At 31.3% G+C, this 16,639-nt stretch carries 17 protein-coding genes; 5 read left to right on the top strand and 12 right to left on the bottom strand.

Annotated features, from left to right (window positions below):
* Window positions 1-31 precede the first annotated feature (31 nt).
* From AAGV33_RS01835 to AAGV33_RS01850, 4 genes are all read left to right on the top strand, one after another.
* On the top strand, window positions 32-790 hold the full coding sequence (locus AAGV33_RS01835; RefSeq protein ID WP_373390196.1) for a cyclase family protein: 759 nt from the start codon (window positions 32-34) through the stop codon (window positions 788-790).
* 42 nt (window positions 791-832) lie between these two features.
* A complete protein-coding gene (locus AAGV33_RS01840; RefSeq protein WP_373390198.1) occupies window positions 833-1,234 on the top strand; it encodes a GNAT family N-acetyltransferase in 402 nt (133 codons plus the stop codon).
* A gap of 165 nt (window positions 1,235-1,399) precedes the next feature.
* The gene (locus tag AAGV33_RS01845; protein WP_373390199.1) at window positions 1,400-2,182 is read left to right on the top strand and encodes a DUF3050 domain-containing protein; all 783 of its coding nucleotides are present in this window, start codon (window positions 1,400-1,402) and stop codon (window positions 2,180-2,182) included.
* A 58-nt stretch (window positions 2,183-2,240) separates the two neighbouring features.
* Entirely contained in the window at window positions 2,241-2,993 is a 753-nt protein-coding gene (locus AAGV33_RS01850) for an SGNH/GDSL hydrolase family protein (RefSeq protein WP_373390200.1), read from the top strand.
* Between the two features lie 78 nt (window positions 2,994-3,071).
* Here the strand turns inward: AAGV33_RS01850 and AAGV33_RS01855 are convergent, their stop codons facing one another.
* The 8 genes from AAGV33_RS01855 to AAGV33_RS01890 all read right to left on the bottom strand — a co-directional run bounded on the left by AAGV33_RS01855 (window position 3,072) and on the right by AAGV33_RS01890 (window position 9,524).
* A complete protein-coding gene (locus AAGV33_RS01855; protein ID WP_373390201.1) occupies window positions 3,072-3,389 on the bottom strand; it encodes a 2Fe-2S iron-sulfur cluster-binding family protein in 318 nt (105 codons plus the stop codon).
* Window positions 3,390-3,469: 80 nt separating this feature from the next.
* Window positions 3,470-3,709: a NifU family protein gene (locus AAGV33_RS01860; RefSeq protein ID WP_373390202.1), complete on the bottom strand. Its 240-nt coding sequence runs from the start codon at window positions 3,707-3,709 to the stop codon at window positions 3,470-3,472.
* A 14-nt stretch (window positions 3,710-3,723) separates the two neighbouring features.
* Entirely contained in the window at window positions 3,724-4,851 is a 1,128-nt protein-coding gene (locus tag AAGV33_RS01865; protein ID WP_373390203.1) for an Mrp/NBP35 family ATP-binding protein, read from the bottom strand.
* A 175-nt stretch (window positions 4,852-5,026) separates the two neighbouring features.
* Complete coding sequence (locus tag AAGV33_RS01870) at window positions 5,027-5,374, bottom strand: MGMT family protein (protein ID WP_373390204.1); 348 nt, start codon at window positions 5,372-5,374, stop codon at window positions 5,027-5,029.
* On the bottom strand, window positions 5,371-6,330 hold the full coding sequence (locus tag AAGV33_RS01875; protein ID WP_373390205.1) for a helix-turn-helix domain-containing protein: 960 nt from the start codon (window positions 6,328-6,330) through the stop codon (window positions 5,371-5,373). The genes AAGV33_RS01870 and AAGV33_RS01875 overlap by 4 nt, the downstream gene beginning before the upstream one ends.
* 359 nt (window positions 6,331-6,689) lie before the next feature.
* Window positions 6,690-7,325, bottom strand: coding sequence for a LysE family transporter (locus AAGV33_RS01880; RefSeq protein WP_373390206.1), 636 nt, complete (start codon window positions 7,323-7,325; stop codon window positions 6,690-6,692).
* A gap of 49 nt (window positions 7,326-7,374) precedes the next feature.
* Window positions 7,375-8,052: a tRNA (guanosine(46)-N7)-methyltransferase TrmB gene (gene trmB, locus AAGV33_RS01885; protein ID WP_373390207.1), complete on the bottom strand. Its 678-nt coding sequence runs from the start codon at window positions 8,050-8,052 to the stop codon at window positions 7,375-7,377.
* 107 nt (window positions 8,053-8,159) lie between these two features.
* Window positions 8,160-9,524 (bottom strand): ammonium transporter, encoded by a 1,365-nt coding sequence (locus tag AAGV33_RS01890; RefSeq protein WP_373390208.1) that lies wholly within the window; start codon window positions 9,522-9,524, stop codon window positions 8,160-8,162.
* 320 nt (window positions 9,525-9,844) lie between these two features.
* Here AAGV33_RS01890 and AAGV33_RS01895 point away from each other — a divergent pair, with 320 nt between their 5' ends.
* Window positions 9,845-11,416, top strand: a complete 1,572-nt coding sequence (locus tag AAGV33_RS01895) for a L,D-transpeptidase family protein (RefSeq protein ID WP_373390209.1) — start codon at window positions 9,845-9,847, stop codon at window positions 11,414-11,416.
* A 77-nt stretch (window positions 11,417-11,493) separates the two neighbouring features.
* Here the strand turns inward: AAGV33_RS01895 and AAGV33_RS01900 are convergent, their stop codons facing one another.
* From AAGV33_RS01900 to AAGV33_RS01915, 4 genes are all read right to left on the bottom strand, one after another.
* Window positions 11,494-11,808 (bottom strand): HPF/RaiA family ribosome-associated protein, encoded by a 315-nt coding sequence (locus AAGV33_RS01900; RefSeq protein WP_373390210.1) that lies wholly within the window; start codon window positions 11,806-11,808, stop codon window positions 11,494-11,496.
* Between the two features lie 179 nt (window positions 11,809-11,987).
* Entirely contained in the window at window positions 11,988-12,875 is an 888-nt protein-coding gene (locus AAGV33_RS01905) for a hypothetical protein (protein ID WP_373390211.1), read from the bottom strand.
* Entirely contained in the window at window positions 12,872-15,250 is a 2,379-nt protein-coding gene (locus AAGV33_RS01910) for an ATP-binding protein (RefSeq protein ID WP_373390212.1), read from the bottom strand. The genes AAGV33_RS01905 and AAGV33_RS01910 overlap by 4 nt, the downstream gene beginning before the upstream one ends.
* A 1-nt stretch (window position 15,251) precedes the next feature.
* On the bottom strand, window positions 15,252-16,469 hold the full coding sequence (locus tag AAGV33_RS01915; RefSeq protein ID WP_373390213.1) for a DNA cytosine methyltransferase: 1,218 nt from the start codon (window positions 16,467-16,469) through the stop codon (window positions 15,252-15,254).
* Window positions 16,470-16,639: the final 170 nt, after the last annotated feature.

Genomic DNA, 16,639 nt, shown 5'->3' on the forward strand with positions numbered 1-16,639 from the left:
TTAGCGTCTTTGCGGCATAAAAACCTAATTTGTGTTAGCAAAAATCAACAACTTCGAAATCGATTTATCAAAACCCATTGATATTTCTATCCCTTTATCGAACACTGAGGAAAATCCGATTGCGTGGTATATTGAGAAGCCTGAAATAAAACCCGTTGTTTTTGGCGATTGGACAGGAAGTGTAAAAGAAGGAGCTTCAACAAATTTTAATAATATCCAGTTTAATCCGCATGGACATGGCACGCACACGGAATGTCTGGGGCATATCACCAAAGAATTTTACAGCATCAATCAATGCTTGAAGCAGTTTTTCTTTTTAGCTGAATTGATTTCTATTGAACCAGAAATTCAAGGAGAAAATGCTGTAATTACTAAAAACCAGCTTGAGCCACTTTTAAACGGAAAAACTCCAGAAGCTTTAATTATTAGAACGCTTCCAAATTTGGCAAACAAAAAACATCAAAATTATTCGAATACGAATCCGCCTTATTTGTCTGAAGAAGCGGCGATTTTCATTCGCGAAAACGGAATTCAGCATTTACTAATTGATTTACCAAGCGTAGACAAAGAGCATGACGAAGGAAAATTATTGGCTCACAAAGCATTCTGGAATGTAAAAGATGTGACTAATTTGAATGCTGACGCACGATTGAATTGTACGATTACCGAAATGATTTTTGTGGCTGATGCCATTTTAGACGGAAGTTATTTTTTGAATTTACAAATTGCCTCTTTTGAAAACGATGCGAGTCCCAGTAAACCCATACTATTTAAGATTGCAGATTTTTGATTGCAGATTACAGATTTAAAAATTTTAATAATCAACTATCAAATGATTACTATATCAACTGACAAAAACAAACTTGATGTTCCGTTTATTCATAATTTTCTAAAGGATATTTATTGGGCAGCGGGTCGTACAATAGAAGAAGTGCAAATAACAATTGAACATTCTTTTTGTTTTGGAATTTATCTTGATGGCAAGCAAATCGGTTTTGCACGTGTTATTACTGACTATGTAGTTTTTGCGTATATGATGGATGTTTTTATTGACGAAAAACACAGAGGAAATAGCTATTCTTCTATTCTGATTAATGCCATGATGAACGAACCACAACTAAAACAGATTAAAATTTGGAGATTAGCCACAACCGATGCGCATTTTTTATATCAAAAATTCGGTTTTAATTCATTGGCACATCCGGAAAAATTAATGGAGAAAATTATTATATAAAATAGACTTCTTTAGTACTCCAAGTAAAAACCTTAATTTGGATAAATTCGTAAATAGAATTACAGGATTTTTAGAAAATAAACATTTATTAAAGTATTGATAAAATCGATAGAAAACACTACTCAAAAGTGCTAGCTTTTTTATCTTTACACAAAATTATAGACAATGAACATTCAGCATATCAACAACAGCATCGAAACCCAAAAAAGCGTTCTATTACAGCATCCGCTTTATAACAAGGTAAAAACTATTGAAGACTTACATACTTTTTTAGAAAGTCATGTGTATGCCGTTTGGGATTTTATGTCTTTATTAAAAGCATTGCAATCCAGGTTAACCTGTACTACCACTCCGTGGTTTGCTACCCAAAACCCAGAAACCCGATATTTAATTAACGAAATTGTTCTAGCCGAAGAAACTGATTTGACTCTTGATGGAAAACGTCAAAGTCATTTTGAAATGTATCTGGAAGCTATGGAAGCTTGCGGAGCTGATGTTAGTAAAATCAATAGTTTTTTATCTGAGGTTCAATCTTTGCAAAACATATTTGTTGCTATTAAAACGAGTGATTTACACCCGAATATTAAAGCTTTTTTAGATTTTACTTTTCGAGTTATTGAGGAAGGAAAACCGCATGAAATTGCTGCAGCATTTACCTTTGGCAGAGAAGATTTAATCCCGAGTATGTTTCATGCTATTTTGAACAATTTTCAAGAACAATTTCCAGAAACTGATTTAAGTAAATTGATTTATTATTTCGAAAGACACATTGAATTAGATGCTGATGAGCACGGTCCAATGGCGATGCAAATGATTACTGAACTTTGCGGAGAAGAGGCTCAAAAGTGGAAAGAAGTAGAGGAAGTATCTATTATTGCTTTAGAAAAAAGAATCGAACTATGGAATGCTATCGAGGAAATTATTACCATGAAAGTGGAAATGGTTTAAAAAATAATCCAAGATTATAGAAAAAACGTAACTACTATTATAACTCAATTTCATATCCATGAGAACGACATTAAAAGTAGTAGTTGCGTTTTTTACTTTTGCAATAACCACAAGTTGTAGCAGCGAAAATCCCAATATAGAATCTATTACACCTCCACCACCAATTACCGATTCCTCGCTACAACTCCCAACACGATCTGAAACTATAAATTACTTGGCTCTGGGCGATAGTTACACCATTGGTCAAAGTGTTTGTGAGACTTGCAGATTTCCTGAACAACTCAAACAGTCTTTAAAAAACATAAATCTTCAAAACAATTTTTCTCTTGAAATAATTGCCCGAACAGGCTGGACAACAACTAATTTAATTAATGCTATTGAGCAACAAAAACCAAATAATAACTATGATTTGGTTACCTTATTAATTGGAGTAAATAATCAATATCAAGGAATCAATTTTAGTGTATACGAAAAAGAATTTCCTGAATTAGTAACCAAAGCCATTAGCCTTGCCAAAGGCGATAAAGCCAAATTGATTGTAGTTTCTATACCGGATTATGCTTATACTCCTTTTGGACAAAGTTTTGGAAATCCAACTTCCATCTCAACTGAAATTGATCGTTATAATGCGTTTGCAAAATCGTATTGCGAAATCAATTCAATACTTTTCATTAACATCACTGATATTACCCGTCAAGGATTAAACACACCTAATTTAGTTGCTAATGATGGATTGCATCCTTCGCAAAATGCTTATACGCTTTTTACTGAAAGATTATTACCTAAAGCGGTTGCTATTTTAAAGGAATAGGCTGAAATTTTAAACATAAAAAAACCTCAAAATAGGCAAATGCTATTTTGAGGTTTTATATTTCGATTTGATATGATTTTAACTCTCAGGAGCTAATTCTAATTCAAGACCTTCTAAGTCTACGGTAATTGGAATTTGACAACCCAAACGGCTATTTGATTTTACATAAAAAGCTTCCGAAAGCATGGCTTCTTCATCTTCTCCCATTTCTGGCAAACCTACATCATTTAAAACATAACATTGACAAGAAGCACACATAGCCATTCCTCCGCAAGTACCTTCAACAGGCAACTCATAAGCTTTACAAAGTTCCATGATATTCATGGCCATATCTGTAGGAGCTTGTAATTCATGAATGACTCCTTCTCTATCTTTAACTTTTATTAATACATCCATTTTTACTATTTGGAAATTGATTGATTTAACAATATAACAGTTTTAGCAAGTCATCTCTTTAAGACAAACATTAGCTTGTTTTACAAGATATTTACAACAGTTTCTATTTGCGGAGCATACTTTTTAATAGTAGTCTCAACTCCTGCTTTTAGTGTCATTTGGTTCACACTACAATTAGTACACGCTCCTTCCAGACGCACTTTTACATGTTTATCGTCTTCAATAGAAATAAGGCTGATGTTACCGCCATCCGACTCTAAGAAAGGTCTGATTTCAGTTAGCGCTTTTTCAACTTCAATTGTTAATTCTTCTGTTGTCATTTTGTTCTATTAAATTATTTTTTTACTGCTGAACAACCAGCCATAGTAGTAATTTTTATTGCCTCTGTTGCAGGCAAACTTTCATTTCTGCTTACCGTTTCCTGAACTACATTACGTGTTATGTTTTCGAAAACAGTTTCTATTACTGAACCAGTTTGCAATGCCGCTGGGCGACCGTAATCTCCTGCTTCACGAATAGATTGCACAATTGGAACTTCTCCTAAAAATGGCACAGCCAAATCTTCGGCTAAGTTCTTAGCTCCTTCCTGACCAAAAATATAATATTTATTGTTAGGCAACTCTTCAGGTGTAAAGTAAGCCATATTTTCTATGATTCCAAGTACAGGAACATTGATTGCTTCCGACATGAACATGGCAACTCCTTTTTTGGCATCAGCCAAAGCCACAGCCTGAGGTGTACTCACCACTACTGCTCCAGTAACTGGAAGTGATTGCATGATAGAAAGATGAATATCTCCAGTTCCTGGAGGTAAATCGATTAGCATAAAGTCTAATTCTCCCCAATCAGCATCAAAAATCATTTGATTAAGTGCTTTAGAAGCCATTGGTCCTCTCCAGATCACAGCTTGATTTGGCGATGTAAAAAATCCAATCGAAAGCATTTTTACTTCATAACTTTCAATAGGTTTCATTTTTGATTTTCCGTCAACAAGAATCGAAATGGGTTTCTCGTTTTCAACATCAAACATAATTGGCATAGATGGTCCGTAAATATCAGCATCAAGAACACCAACACTGAATCCCATTTTAGCTAATGAAACGGCTAAATTAGCTGTAACTGTAGATTTTCCTACTCCTCCTTTTCCAGAAGCTACAGCAATAATATTTTTAATTCCAGGAATTGCTTTTCCTTTAATTTCTGGCTTTTCCGGAGCTTCCACTTTTATATTAACTTTAATCTTAGCTTCGGCAGCGACTTTTTCCTGAATTGTTTTTTTGATATCGTCTTCGGCACGTTTTTTAATGTGCATCGCTGGTGTATGCAAAACTAAATCTACTACTACCTCATCTCCAAAAGTGATTACATTAGTAACGGCTCCACTTTCTACCATATTTTTTCCTTCTCCCGCTATAGTAATTGTTTCTAAGGCTTTAAGAATTTCTTTTCTATCTAATTTCATTACTAAGTATACTATTTTTCAATTGCTATTTTTCAGTCTAAAAACATTTTTATTTTAAACTGATTTAAGATTGCAAAGATAATAGATTAAGTTCTTAATTTAAAGGTTTTAAATTGTATTTATTAATGGTCGAATTAGTTCTAACTATAAAGGGCTTAGATGTGATTTTTACGAACTAATTTTCAGAATTAATTTGCTGTGGATTCCAAAAATGGGTATCGAAATCTACAATTTGATTGTCCACTACTTTTATGCCTTCGCTTTCCAGTAGTTGCTGCATTAAATTAGTTCCGTCAAAATGAAATTTTCCAGTAAGCAAACCTTTTCTATTCACTACCCGGTGGGCAGGAACATCTTCCATAGCGTGTGAAGCATTCATTGCCCAACCCACCATTCTTGCTGATCGGGCGGTGCCCAGAAACTTGGCGATAGCTCCATAAGAAGTCACTCTACCATACGGGATTTGCTTTGCAACCTCATAAACTTTTTCGAAAAAATTAGGTTCAACCTGATCTGCTTTCATTCTTTTATCATTTTATTGTATTCCTGCGGAACTACTCCTGTAATTTCTTTAAAACTAATTAAAAAAAGATTACAAGATGAAAATCCTATTTTTTTAGACAAACACATTAAAGCATTTGATTTCAAAAAACCCGCTTCAATCAAACAAATAGCATCATAAATTCGGACTGTTTTTTTAAATTCAAAGAAATTTACATTCGAATGGTATTTAAAAATATAAATTAAATGACTTTTAGGAATGCCTAAAATAATTGCAAAATCCCTCATACAAACCGATGATTTTCTAAAATAAAACTGTTTCAGCGCCATCCTTTCTATCTCATGAATGTAACTCACCAGATTAGCATCCATTCGCTCTTTTAATTTTAAATCCTGACAATTTTCAACTAAAACTGAATCAGAAACAATCCAAAAATCTTCAAAAACCAATTCAAAATATTCTTTTTTTTCTTTATGGTTTATTGTAATCCCAGCATGTAAATCCACCGGAGTCAGTAAAATTTTAAAATACAAAATACAACTTAGAATTGCTGCAACCCAAAAATAACTTGTCCCATCAGAATATCCCGCTATATAAATATCTAAAAAAAGAGTAATCAACAAACGTGAAATACACAAGCAGCAGAGAACAAAGAAAAAGATAGTCCAATTTCGAATTAATCCTTTTTGCTTATCTACTATTGCTACTGTAGATTGCCTGGACCAAAGTTTATTTTTTAACTCCAGATAACTAAGAATCAAATAATAACTAGCAATTGCAGCAAACAAAAAATAAACAATGATATGCAAAGAAATGGCATATTTCCGAATCAAGAGATTGGTAAAACCAAATAAAATGGGAGGTATAAAATAAAGAAAATCCTCTTTAATAAAATGCTTTCTATTTGCTATTAAATTTCTAAAATACAAATAAATACAAGGAAAAATCAAACAGCCAAAAGAGCGAAGAGTAATCATTACATCTTCATTAATTCTAAAAGGAATCAAAATATGAATCCCATTAAAAAGATATCGAGACGCTGAAAAAAAAAATAAAATTAGAAGATAAGAATTAACTTTCCTATTAGACCTGTACTGAGTAACTACAACAGAAAATGTCAGGAATCCCAACAAACCGGTTACAAAATATACAAGACTTAAATACATAATTGGTCAAAATTACTATTGCAAAAATTAAATATATACAATTATCCAACTTTACCACCAGACCAGAAAATATTTTCGACATACGATCTTAAAAAGACGTTATTTGGAGATAATTCATACTATTTTAAATAGACAAATTCTTGCATTACAATTTTATAGCAATCAAGTAATTAACGCAAATAATATTCCAAAATATTGATTAGCGTAATTACCGAAACAATGCCCGTAATACAACCAATAATAACATTCATATTTCTAAGAAGATAATCGGCCTTTTTTTCTATTTTTTGAAAAAAGGCAATATAGAAGTAAAAAACAAGAATAGAGCCTAAAACAGCTCCACTTACAAAGGTAAAAACCGAAGTACTATCAAAAGAAAAGACAGCATAGGAATACAATGAAATACTCACAAAAACATAATACGGAATAGGAAAAAAATTCAGCGCTGACAATAGCATCCCTAGAAAAAAACGTTTCTTTTTACTGTACTGTTTAATTTTAGGCTGCTTAATTTTAGGCTGTTTAGCAATCCATAAAAAATACACCGTCAATGTTCCAAAAATTCCAAATCCTACTTCTCGCAATAATAAAATAATATCTGGACGCGCATTAATAATTCGTGCAAACAAAACCGCCAGATAGACTTGAATAAAAATAACCAGTACCGCTCCTGTTACAAACCAAAAAGCATTGCGTCTTCCTTCTTTCATGCCTACTTTAGCAGCAGTCATGTTAAGCAAACCTGGAGGAGTAATTCCTATAAAGGCTGAAATAAAACCAGAAAGCAAGGATATAATTAAATTCATAAGCCTATTTTATAGGAAAACCTAAAAATTCGTTTTAAAAGCAGTACAATTAATCTTTAATTTTAAAACGAATATAAGTGATTGCTTTGTTAATTTCTAAATATTGTTTTTCGTAAAAAGTTTGAAAAGCAGTCACTTCCTCTGGGCTTCCTTCGTTTACATAAACATTATGATTGGCATACAAAACCTCATGACCTTCTCCGTGCAGCAATCCTAAGGTATAACCGTGCATAAATTCGCTATCGGTTTTAAGGTTGACAACACCGTCTTTTTTGAGGATTTTTTTATACAATTGTAAAAACTCTGAATTGGTCATTCTGTGTTTTGTACGCTTGTATTTAATTTGAGGATCTGGAAAAGTAATCCAAATTTCATCTACTTCATTTTCGGCAAAAATATGATTGATCAATTCGATTTGAGTACGAATAAAAGCCACATTGTTCAATCCCGTTTCTACAGCTGTTTTAGCGCCTCGCCAAAAACGAGCTCCTTTGATATCGATTCCAACAAAATTTTTATTAGGATATCTTTCGGCTAAACCAACAGAATATTCGCCTTTTCCACAACCTAATTCCAATACTAAAGGATTGTCATTTTTAAAGAAATCAGTATTCCATTTCCCTCTTAAAGGAAATAAATTACTTACTACCTCTTCTCTTGTTGGTTGAAAAACGTTATTGAATGTTTCGTTCTCCTTAAATCGCTTTAATTTATTTTTACTTCCCACTGTTTTTTAAATATTTGCGCAAAATTAAGCAAATATATAAGACCGATGGTAAGCTTTTACAAAATAAAAGTGCTTGTTTTTTTTAATAACTTAAAAATCTAAAACAACTATTCAGCACATTCGATAGGAAACAGCGTTTCATCATGTTGTGATAAATCCAATCCGATAACTTCATTTTCTTCTGAAACACGCATCGGAATAATTCTATTAGTAATTTTAAACAGAAAATAAGCTCCAAAAAAAGTATAAATAGAAACCAATAATAAGGCTGTCATGTGATGTCCAAAAACACCCCAACCTCCGTGTAACAAACTAGCATCTTCTCCATGAGCAAAAATAGCCGTCAAAATCATTCCCATAATTCCGCCTACACCATGACAAGCAAAAACGTCTAATGTATCGTCAATTCCTTTTAAATATTTAGAATATACTACTAAATTAGAAACTAAAGCGGCAACAAAACCAAAAAACATACTTTCAGGAACCGTAACAAAACCAGCAGCTGGCGTAATAGATACTAATCCTACCACTGCCCCAATACAAGCACCAAGAGCAGAAACTTTTCTACCATTTATTCTGTCAAAAAAGATCCAGGTTAACATAGCTGCTGCAGAAGCGGTAGTAGTTGTTCCAAAAGCCATAGCTGCAACACCATTCGCTTCCATAGAAGAACCCGCATTAAAACCAATCCATCCAAACCAAAGCATTCCAGTTCCTAATAAAACAAACGGAATATTTGTAGGTACATGATTGCTGTTTTTTCTTTTCCCTAAAACAAGCACACCTGCTAATGCTGCAAATCCAGCACTCATGTGTACTACTGTTCCACCAGCAAAATCCTTAACCCCAAAGAATGAACCTAAAATTCCTGTTGGATACCAAACCGCATGACACAAAGGAGAATAAATAAAGATGCTAAACAAACAGATAAAAAGTAAATACGAAATAAAACGAACACGCTCAGCAAATGAACCTGTAATAATAGCTGGAGCAATAACTGCAAATTTCATTTGGAACAAAGCAAAAAGCATAAACGGAACTGTCTTTGCAATATCTTTATGAGGCAAAACACCCACATAATCCATAAAAGTAAAAGTAGCTGGACTACCCACAAAACTATAAAAACCATCTCCAATCTGAACTCCTAATGGTTCTCCAAAAGCCAGACTAAATCCAACCACAACCCATATTAAAGTAACCACACCCATACAAATAAAGCTTTGTAACATAGTCGAAATTACGTTTTTCTTGCCCACCATTCCTCCGTAGAAGAAAGCCAAACCAGGAGTCATAATCAAAACCAAACAACAGGAAGTAAGCATCCAGGCAACATCAGCAGGAACAATTTGGTCAATAGTTCCAAATTGAGAATGTACATTCTTAGGTTCCAAAGGCACTTCCCAGAAAAGTCCTGAAATACAAACAATACTAATAACTACAAAAGAAATGATCCAGCGTTTCTCAATTTTCATATTTTCTTACTTTAACCCATTAAATTGTGGGGGCAAATTTAAAAATAATTTACATTTGAGCCTAAATAGTATGTAAAATAAGAAACTCCACAACAAACTACCCCGTTTCAACTCTCCTAATAAAATTTTATTGCAAAAAATTATCAATTTTGACGATTTTAACTCTTTTCAATGAGAAAAATATTTTTTGAAAATTTAGAAAAACTTAACAAAAAAGTGCTTAACACCCAAAATATGAAAAAAAAGTTGTAAATTTTCATAGTGCTAAAAAGTGTTTATTGTCTTTTATTTCACTCTACTAAATCCAAAACAGTCACTGCATGAAAAAAATATTTTTTGCCTTTTCCATTATCGTTTTGTTTACGTTGTCATGCAAAAATAAATCGGCTAAAGATCAAGTTATCAAACCTACAGCTGCAGTTGAAGCCTATCAAAGTACATTTGACAGTACGGCTGTAGATTCTTTTTTTAAAACGCATCCTTTATTACAAAAATACGAGTCAGATGTAAAACAATTGTATCGAAAACACCAATACCACTATGTATGGTTTGATAAAAAAGGAATTAACGAATTTGCTAATCTTTTATACGATAAAACCAATCATTTAGAAGACGAAGGCGTTGCAATCAATGTTCCATATAAAGACAAATTAGACAAAATTCATACTAATTTAAGTGGAAATCAAAAACCGAATACCGAAACTGAACTCTTGCATTCTTCTTTGTATTTTTTCTACGCTATGAATGTGTATCATGGTTTAGACACCGAAAAATCAAATGAAATAGAATGGTATATTCCCCGAAAAAAACAATCATACATTAGTTATCTGGATTCGCTTTTGGCCAATCCTTCGTTAATTAACAAAGAAGAAAAAAACCTTTTTAGCCAATATTTTTTACTCAAAAAAGCACTCCGAAAATACCGCCAAATCCAGAAGAAAGACAAATGGAATGCTATCACCACAGATTCTGCCTTTACCTCTTATAAAATTGGCGATAGCGCAACTGCCATAGCACAAATAAGAGAACGCTTGTTTCTTACGGATGACATCAAATCCGATTCTAAAAGTGCTGTTTATGACAAAGAGTTATCCAAAGGAATTTTGAATTACAAACTAAGACGAGGCTATCTTTCTAACAGTACTATTTCAAAAGAATTAATCAAAGATTTGAATGTTCCCATCAGCGAACGCATTAAAACCATCATGATTAATATGGAACGCTGCCGATGGGTTTCCAGCGATATTCCAAAATCAAAAGAAGTAATTGCCATAAACATTCCTTCTTTTCAATTGTCTTATTTCAAAAATCAGGAAGTGGTCTTACGATCAAAAGTTGTTGTGGGTAAAACAATGAATAAAACCGTAATTTTTAGTGCTCCCATGCAATACATTGTTTTTAGTCCGTATTGGAATGTACCTACCAGCATTAAGAAAAACGAAATTCTTCCAGCCATAGCTAAAAACCCCAATTATTTAGCCCAACACAACATGGAATGGAACGGCAACAACATCAGACAAAAACCCGGACCTAAAAACTCCCTTGGATTAATCAAATTTTTATTCCCCAATTCAAATCATATTTACCTGCACGACACGCCTTCTAAAAGTCTTTTTGAAAGAGAAACCAGAGCCTTTAGTCATGGTTGCATTCGTGTGGCAAAGCCAAAAGAATTAGCCATCGAAATCCTAAAAGATGATCCTAAATGGACTCCCGAAAAAATTGAAGCAGCCATGAATAGCGGCAAGGAAACCTGGCACACGCTCAAAAACAAAATCCCTGTTTATATTGGTTATTTTACCGCCTGGGTAGATAATGACGGCACCATTCATTTTTACAATGATATCTACAAAAGAGATGAATTATTAGCTAATTTATTATTCAAGCAATAATTTAAAATTTCAGCATAAAAAAAGACAGCTACTTTTAAAGTAACTGTCTTTTGTATTTTATACCTAAACGGAAGTATTTAATATGTTTTTTGTTTTTCAAATGTAGTTTCCAGTGTTTTCTTGATTTTTGCAAGCGCACCTCTAAATGCTTTTTCAACCGTATCAGCGTGTTCTGTAACTACAATAGGTTGTAATTTTGCAGGACGCACTTCAATTAAGCAACGTTTATCGTCAGTTCCAAATTTAGTACTGTTTTCGTCCCCAACATGCACTTCAATACGGGTAATCTTTTCTTCAAAACGCGCCAAAGCGGTTTCTAATTCGCTAGCAAAATAAGCTTCTGCTCTCTCGTGTCCTTCTACGTTTTTGTCTGTATTAAATTGAATTTTCATAGTCTGCTTTGTTTATTATTATTTCCCTAAATTAACCAACCACAATTTAAAAAGCGAATGAATTAGTAAAATATTATGATATAAAACAGTCTTTCTAACTTTACATTTACTAAAATTCTTTAAGAACAAATTGAGATAAGAATTAATTCTTCTTTAATGTGAGAATTAAAAAATATTATTTAACCCAGTTCAGACTGAAGATTATCTAAATTATTTTTATGTTTAATAATGTTTTTTCTAATAATTTTACATGCTTCATCGTTGAAAGGCTTTCCTCCTTTTTTATCTTCAAAATATTGAATCCCTGTCCCTTCTTCTGTTTTTAGTTCTGCATGAGCAAAATCATTACGAACTTTTATAACTTCTTTTTCATATTCGTTTAAAATGTTTAACACATCACCTTTCGGTAAATTTCTTATTAGAGCTCTCCATCTATGTGTAGAGCCAATTTTTAATAATATATCGTCAATTTCTTTAACAGATTCTATATTTGAATTAAAATCTAAATTTGACTTTTTATATTTATCCTTAATCAGATTCAAAATATCTTCAGTTTCCCCTCGAGAAATTACAGTTTTTAAAATATTATGAAATTCCACATCTAAACTACTAGTTTCATTCATAATCATACCTCGCATAGCAACAATATGTTGAAATTTCTTGATTGTTTGGTTAATCACTTCTATAATTTCATTTTCTAATTCTTTATAATCACCTCCTGTTAATTGATAAAAAGTTATACGATTATTACTAAAAAGCTTTATTTCTTTTACATTATTATTTGCTGAATAGAAAAATATTTCTGTGAAATTATGTTGGCTATCTCGAATAAAATCAATTACTTGATTACCGAAAGTTCCTTCATTTAAGGAGTAATCAGTTATAATTATATCAAATTCTTTTTGGGCAGAAAACTTTTCCTTAAACTCATTAAAATCTTCTGCTTCAATTATATTACAATTAAAGTACTGATCTAAAAGAAATTCTTTTGTCTCATTAATTATTCTTTGAAAAGGACGCTCTTTAATTCTGTCATCAACCCATAAAATATCGTAATTTAACTTCATAATGGAAATGTTATTATAAATTCAACTCCTTTTTCAAAATCATTATTAATAGTTATTGATGCTCCTAATTTTTTCAATGTTTCTTTTGTTTGATATAAACCAATCCCTGAACCATTTGTCTTAGTGTAACCAAAGTCAAATACTTTATCCTTAATTTCATTTGGAATTCCATCTCCATCATCTTTAAAATATAGAATGAAATCTGATTTAGTTTTGGTCCATTTAATAAATATATTTTTTGAATTGGCTTTTTTTGAATTACTAAATAAATTATCAAACAAAACAGTTATTTCTAACGGCCTAAATTTGGTTTTATATACTATATTTTCTATCGGTTCAAATTCTACATTAATTGGTCTTTTTTGATGAATAAATGAATTAATTGGAATATAATTATTTACTACATAATCATATGAAAACTGAACAATATCTTCCGTTATTCTTTCACTTTCCATACTAAAACCTGCATTTGTTACAAATCTTGATGCACTTAATATTTTTTTGACTTCCAAATTAATGTTCAGAACTTCTTCAATTAACTTGTCTTTTGATAAATTACTATTTATTGATTTTATCAATTCATCAAGACTAAAAGTTATATTTCCAGCTGTATGAACTATTTGATGTTGCAACGTTAATAAATCATCTTTATCTCTATTATTTATTGAATTATCAAATAATTTTCTAGAAATTTCTTCATTTAATTCTTTAGAAATTTTTTCATTTTCTATAAGTTTTTCAAATGCTTCTGCTTCTGCTTCGTCTTTTACTTTACGAAGTTCATCAATTTTCTTTTCTGCTTTCTTAATTGTACTAATAACTTCTTCTTTATTAAAAGAATCAGTTTTTATTTGTTCGGTAAGATTACTTAAAACTGTGTTTATAGAGTTTTCAGATTTTTTATTTAAAATACTTAGGATTTCATCTGAAACCTCGAACCTTATAACATTTTTAGAATTTGTTAAACCATTCAATAACTTCCTTAAGTTATCATTAATATCATTAATCTTTTCATTTTCTTGTCCTTTGTTTTTTATAAAAACATTGTCAAAATTGATGAATTCTTCTGGAGAAAGTGAATTCCCCCAATCGGTAATTTCAATTGTATATTTTTCGAGTTTTTTTAACGTTTCATAAAACCAATTTTCTAAATCTAAATAAGTTTGAGTTTTTATTAATCCATCGCCTCTACTAGAGGTTTCACGAAGATTATTGTTTGTACCTTCTATTGATATATAACCTATTACCTCACGTGTCCCTAAATACCTACTATGCCCTTGAGCTTTCCTATTATCCATTTTTAATGGATCATTTCCTCTTTCTCCATAAGGAAAAATTCTTAACCCATTTTTGTAGACAAAAATGTGTCCATATTCAACAGGCTGTAACCCCATTCTTCTGCTAAAAGTTAATTTTGCAGATAGATTTAAATAGTAAATTGAAAAATTAAGATCTTTAAAATTTTGAAATGGATTTTCTTCAGTTACTGAATATACCATTTTACCCGCTTCAAATAATGTTGTAATTATTTCTGAGTCATAAACTTTAGACTCAATGTAAGAAGTTTTTATACCTAAAGCATCAAAAATAAGGTTTTGGATTTCTCCATTTACAATCTTTATATATTTGACTAAATTTTGATCAATTGGACTTTTAGGATGATTAACTTGTCTCTTATTTTTTAGAATCTGTTCATTATCGTTTTGAAGTTCTTCTTTAACTTTTAATATGATATTAAAAGAATCATTTTCATTAATTGTATTAGGATTTATTAATCTTGAAAGTGCATCTTTTAATTGAAGAAACTTATCTCTACTCCATTTGCTTTTTAAATTAGTAATTTCAAGAACAGTTCCGTGATCAATATCATAATTACTTTCCTCAATAGTTTCTTGTAATACTGTTATATTTACGAATTCATCTTTAATATCTCCTTCAAATTTATTCCAATCAGTTATTAAAACTTCAACTTTGGGATTTGTTTCTTCTTTTATAGTTTCTAAATAAAGATTACTACCAAGTCTATCACAAGAAAAACGACCAATCCCTTTTGCACCTGCGTACGCTCTTTTTACTTTAATTTTATCACGATAATCATAACTATCTTCCTCTGTACCTTCAATCTTTGCCGAATATGCTACAAACAACCATTTATTTATAAGGTCGTCATAATTCATTCCTTTACCATTATCTTTTATGATTATCTTAGCTCTCCTAGAATAAATATTTTCAAATATAATTTCAACTTTTGTTGCATGAGCATCATAAGCATTTTTAACTAATTCAAAAACGGCAATAAAATCATCATTGATTAAATCACTCCCTATAATATTCTTTAAAGCAGAACTAACTTTGAATGATAATGGATTTTGCATTTTAAATAAGTTGTTTTAAAATCAATCCACTTTGTTCACTAAAAAGCGGTGGAATTGCATTTCCTATTTGAGTGTATCTTGGTACTTCTTGAGTTCTTAATTTTCCTCCTGTTGTATATTTTCCTTGAAATTGATACCAATCAGGAAAAGATTGAATACGTGCATATTCTCGAACTGTCAGAATTCTTGGTTCTGAATAATGTATATAATCATCTGGAAGAGTTGTGATTGTTGGAGTTTTATCCAACCCATTCAAAGGAATCACGGTACGTTTCTTAATGCCATATTTTTCTTGAATAGCTTTACTAACATTGAAATTTCTTCTATCGACGGTTTCATCCAATATTAATTTGAATCTGTCTATAATTGCACTGGAATGTTTAGGAAAACGATGACTGTCAGCAATTTTATTATCAACACCTTCACGCATTAACTTTTGATAATTCCCTTTTTCCTTCCCATAAATCCCTGATTGAAAACTTGGATAATCTGGTGTTTCCTTTAATCCATTTTTCTTAAATAAATCAGAGATAGCATCTTGAAGATTGGTTTTAACATTTAATCCTTTTTGTTTCAAAAAATCAAATCGATTCTCTTTTAAAGAATTAAAAAAACTTTCTGCTTTTTCTTGAGAAGCATTTTCTAAACTCTTTTTTATCCCAACTAGAATAAAACGGGTTCTTTTTTGAGGAACTCCATAATCACCAAAATTCACTAATTGCCCTTTTACATAATAACCTGCTTCATCTAGTTTTTGAGTTACTTGTGAAGAATAAGCAATTCCTTTTTCTTTATTTTTCTTGAACTCCATTGTAAAACCTCTTACATTTTCGAAAAAAATAATTTTAGGCTCTACAATCTTAACAAAATTAATATAGGAGTTAATTAAATCATTTCTTAAGTCAAACTCATTACGCTTTCCTGCCATCGAAAAGCCCTGACAAGGCGGCCCACCCGCAATCATCGTCACTTTCCCTTTGAGTTTTTCTAAATTAGATTTGTAATTTTCAAGTACCTCATTTATTTCATGGGCCCCTTTTGGTAACCATTTTGGCCAATCAAAATGATTTTTATTTTTTATTAAATTATAATCAAGTGTTTTAAAAGCATCCGAACTTTTCTCAATTGCAAAAATACCTTTCCATCCAGCTTGATGTAAACCAAGTGAAAGTCCGCCACATCCAGCAAAAAGATCTATGTATGTAAACTTATTTTTCATAAATTGTATAAAGTATTCAAATTTATTAATAAAAAAAATATTATCCTGGATTTAATTTTAAAAACTTCAAATTAAATAAACAATATTTTACCTACAGTTATTTAAAACGAAAACCGTCAATCTCTCGACTGACGGTTTGAAATGTTGTTATAAAAAAGTAACGTTATAAT

It is taken from the genome of Flavobacterium magnesitis (assembly GCF_041729735.1).
In the GTDB taxonomy this organism is placed as follows: Bacteria; Bacteroidota; Bacteroidia; order Flavobacteriales; family Flavobacteriaceae; genus Flavobacterium; species Flavobacterium magnesitis.

What these genes read in the sequence shown, in the direction of transcription:
- AAGV33_RS01840 (WP_373390198.1), top strand. Translation starts at nt 833, where the DNA reads ATGATTACTATATCAACTGACAAAAACAAACTTGATGTTCCGTTTATT.
- AAGV33_RS01845 (WP_373390199.1), top strand. Translation starts at nt 1,400, where the DNA reads ATGAACATTCAGCATATCAACAACAGCATCGAAACCCAAAAAAGCGTT.
- AAGV33_RS01850 (WP_373390200.1), top strand. Translation starts at nt 2,241, where the DNA reads ATGAGAACGACATTAAAAGTAGTAGTTGCGTTTTTTACTTTTGCAATA.
- AAGV33_RS01855 (WP_373390201.1), bottom strand. Translation starts at nt 3,389, where the DNA reads ATGGATGTATTAATAAAAGTTAAAGATAGAGAAGGAGTCATTCATGAA.
- AAGV33_RS01860 (WP_373390202.1), bottom strand. Translation starts at nt 3,709, where the DNA reads ATGACAACAGAAGAATTAACAATTGAAGTTGAAAAAGCGCTAACTGAA.
- AAGV33_RS01865 (WP_373390203.1), bottom strand. Translation starts at nt 4,851, where the DNA reads ATGAAATTAGATAGAAAAGAAATTCTTAAAGCCTTAGAAACAATTACT.
- AAGV33_RS01870 (WP_373390204.1), bottom strand. Translation starts at nt 5,374, where the DNA reads ATGAAAGCAGATCAGGTTGAACCTAATTTTTTCGAAAAAGTTTATGAG.
- AAGV33_RS01875 (WP_373390205.1), bottom strand. Translation starts at nt 6,330, where the DNA reads ATGATTACTCTTCGCTCTTTTGGCTGTTTGATTTTTCCTTGTATTTAT.
- AAGV33_RS01880 (WP_373390206.1), bottom strand. Translation starts at nt 7,325, where the DNA reads ATGAATTTAATTATATCCTTGCTTTCTGGTTTTATTTCAGCCTTTATA.
- AAGV33_RS01890 (WP_373390208.1), bottom strand. Translation starts at nt 9,524, where the DNA reads ATGAAAATTGAGAAACGCTGGATCATTTCTTTTGTAGTTATTAGTATT.
- AAGV33_RS01895 (WP_373390209.1), top strand. Translation starts at nt 9,845, where the DNA reads ATGAAAAAAATATTTTTTGCCTTTTCCATTATCGTTTTGTTTACGTTG.
- AAGV33_RS01900 (WP_373390210.1), bottom strand. Translation starts at nt 11,808, where the DNA reads ATGAAAATTCAATTTAATACAGACAAAAACGTAGAAGGACACGAGAGA.
- AAGV33_RS01905 (WP_373390211.1), bottom strand. Translation starts at nt 12,875, where the DNA reads ATGAAGTTAAATTACGATATTTTATGGGTTGATGACAGAATTAAAGAG.
- AAGV33_RS01910 (WP_373390212.1), bottom strand. Translation starts at nt 15,250, where the DNA reads ATGCAAAATCCATTATCATTCAAAGTTAGTTCTGCTTTAAAGAATATT.
- AAGV33_RS01915 (WP_373390213.1), bottom strand. Translation starts at nt 16,469, where the DNA reads ATGAAAAATAAGTTTACATACATAGATCTTTTTGCTGGATGTGGCGGA.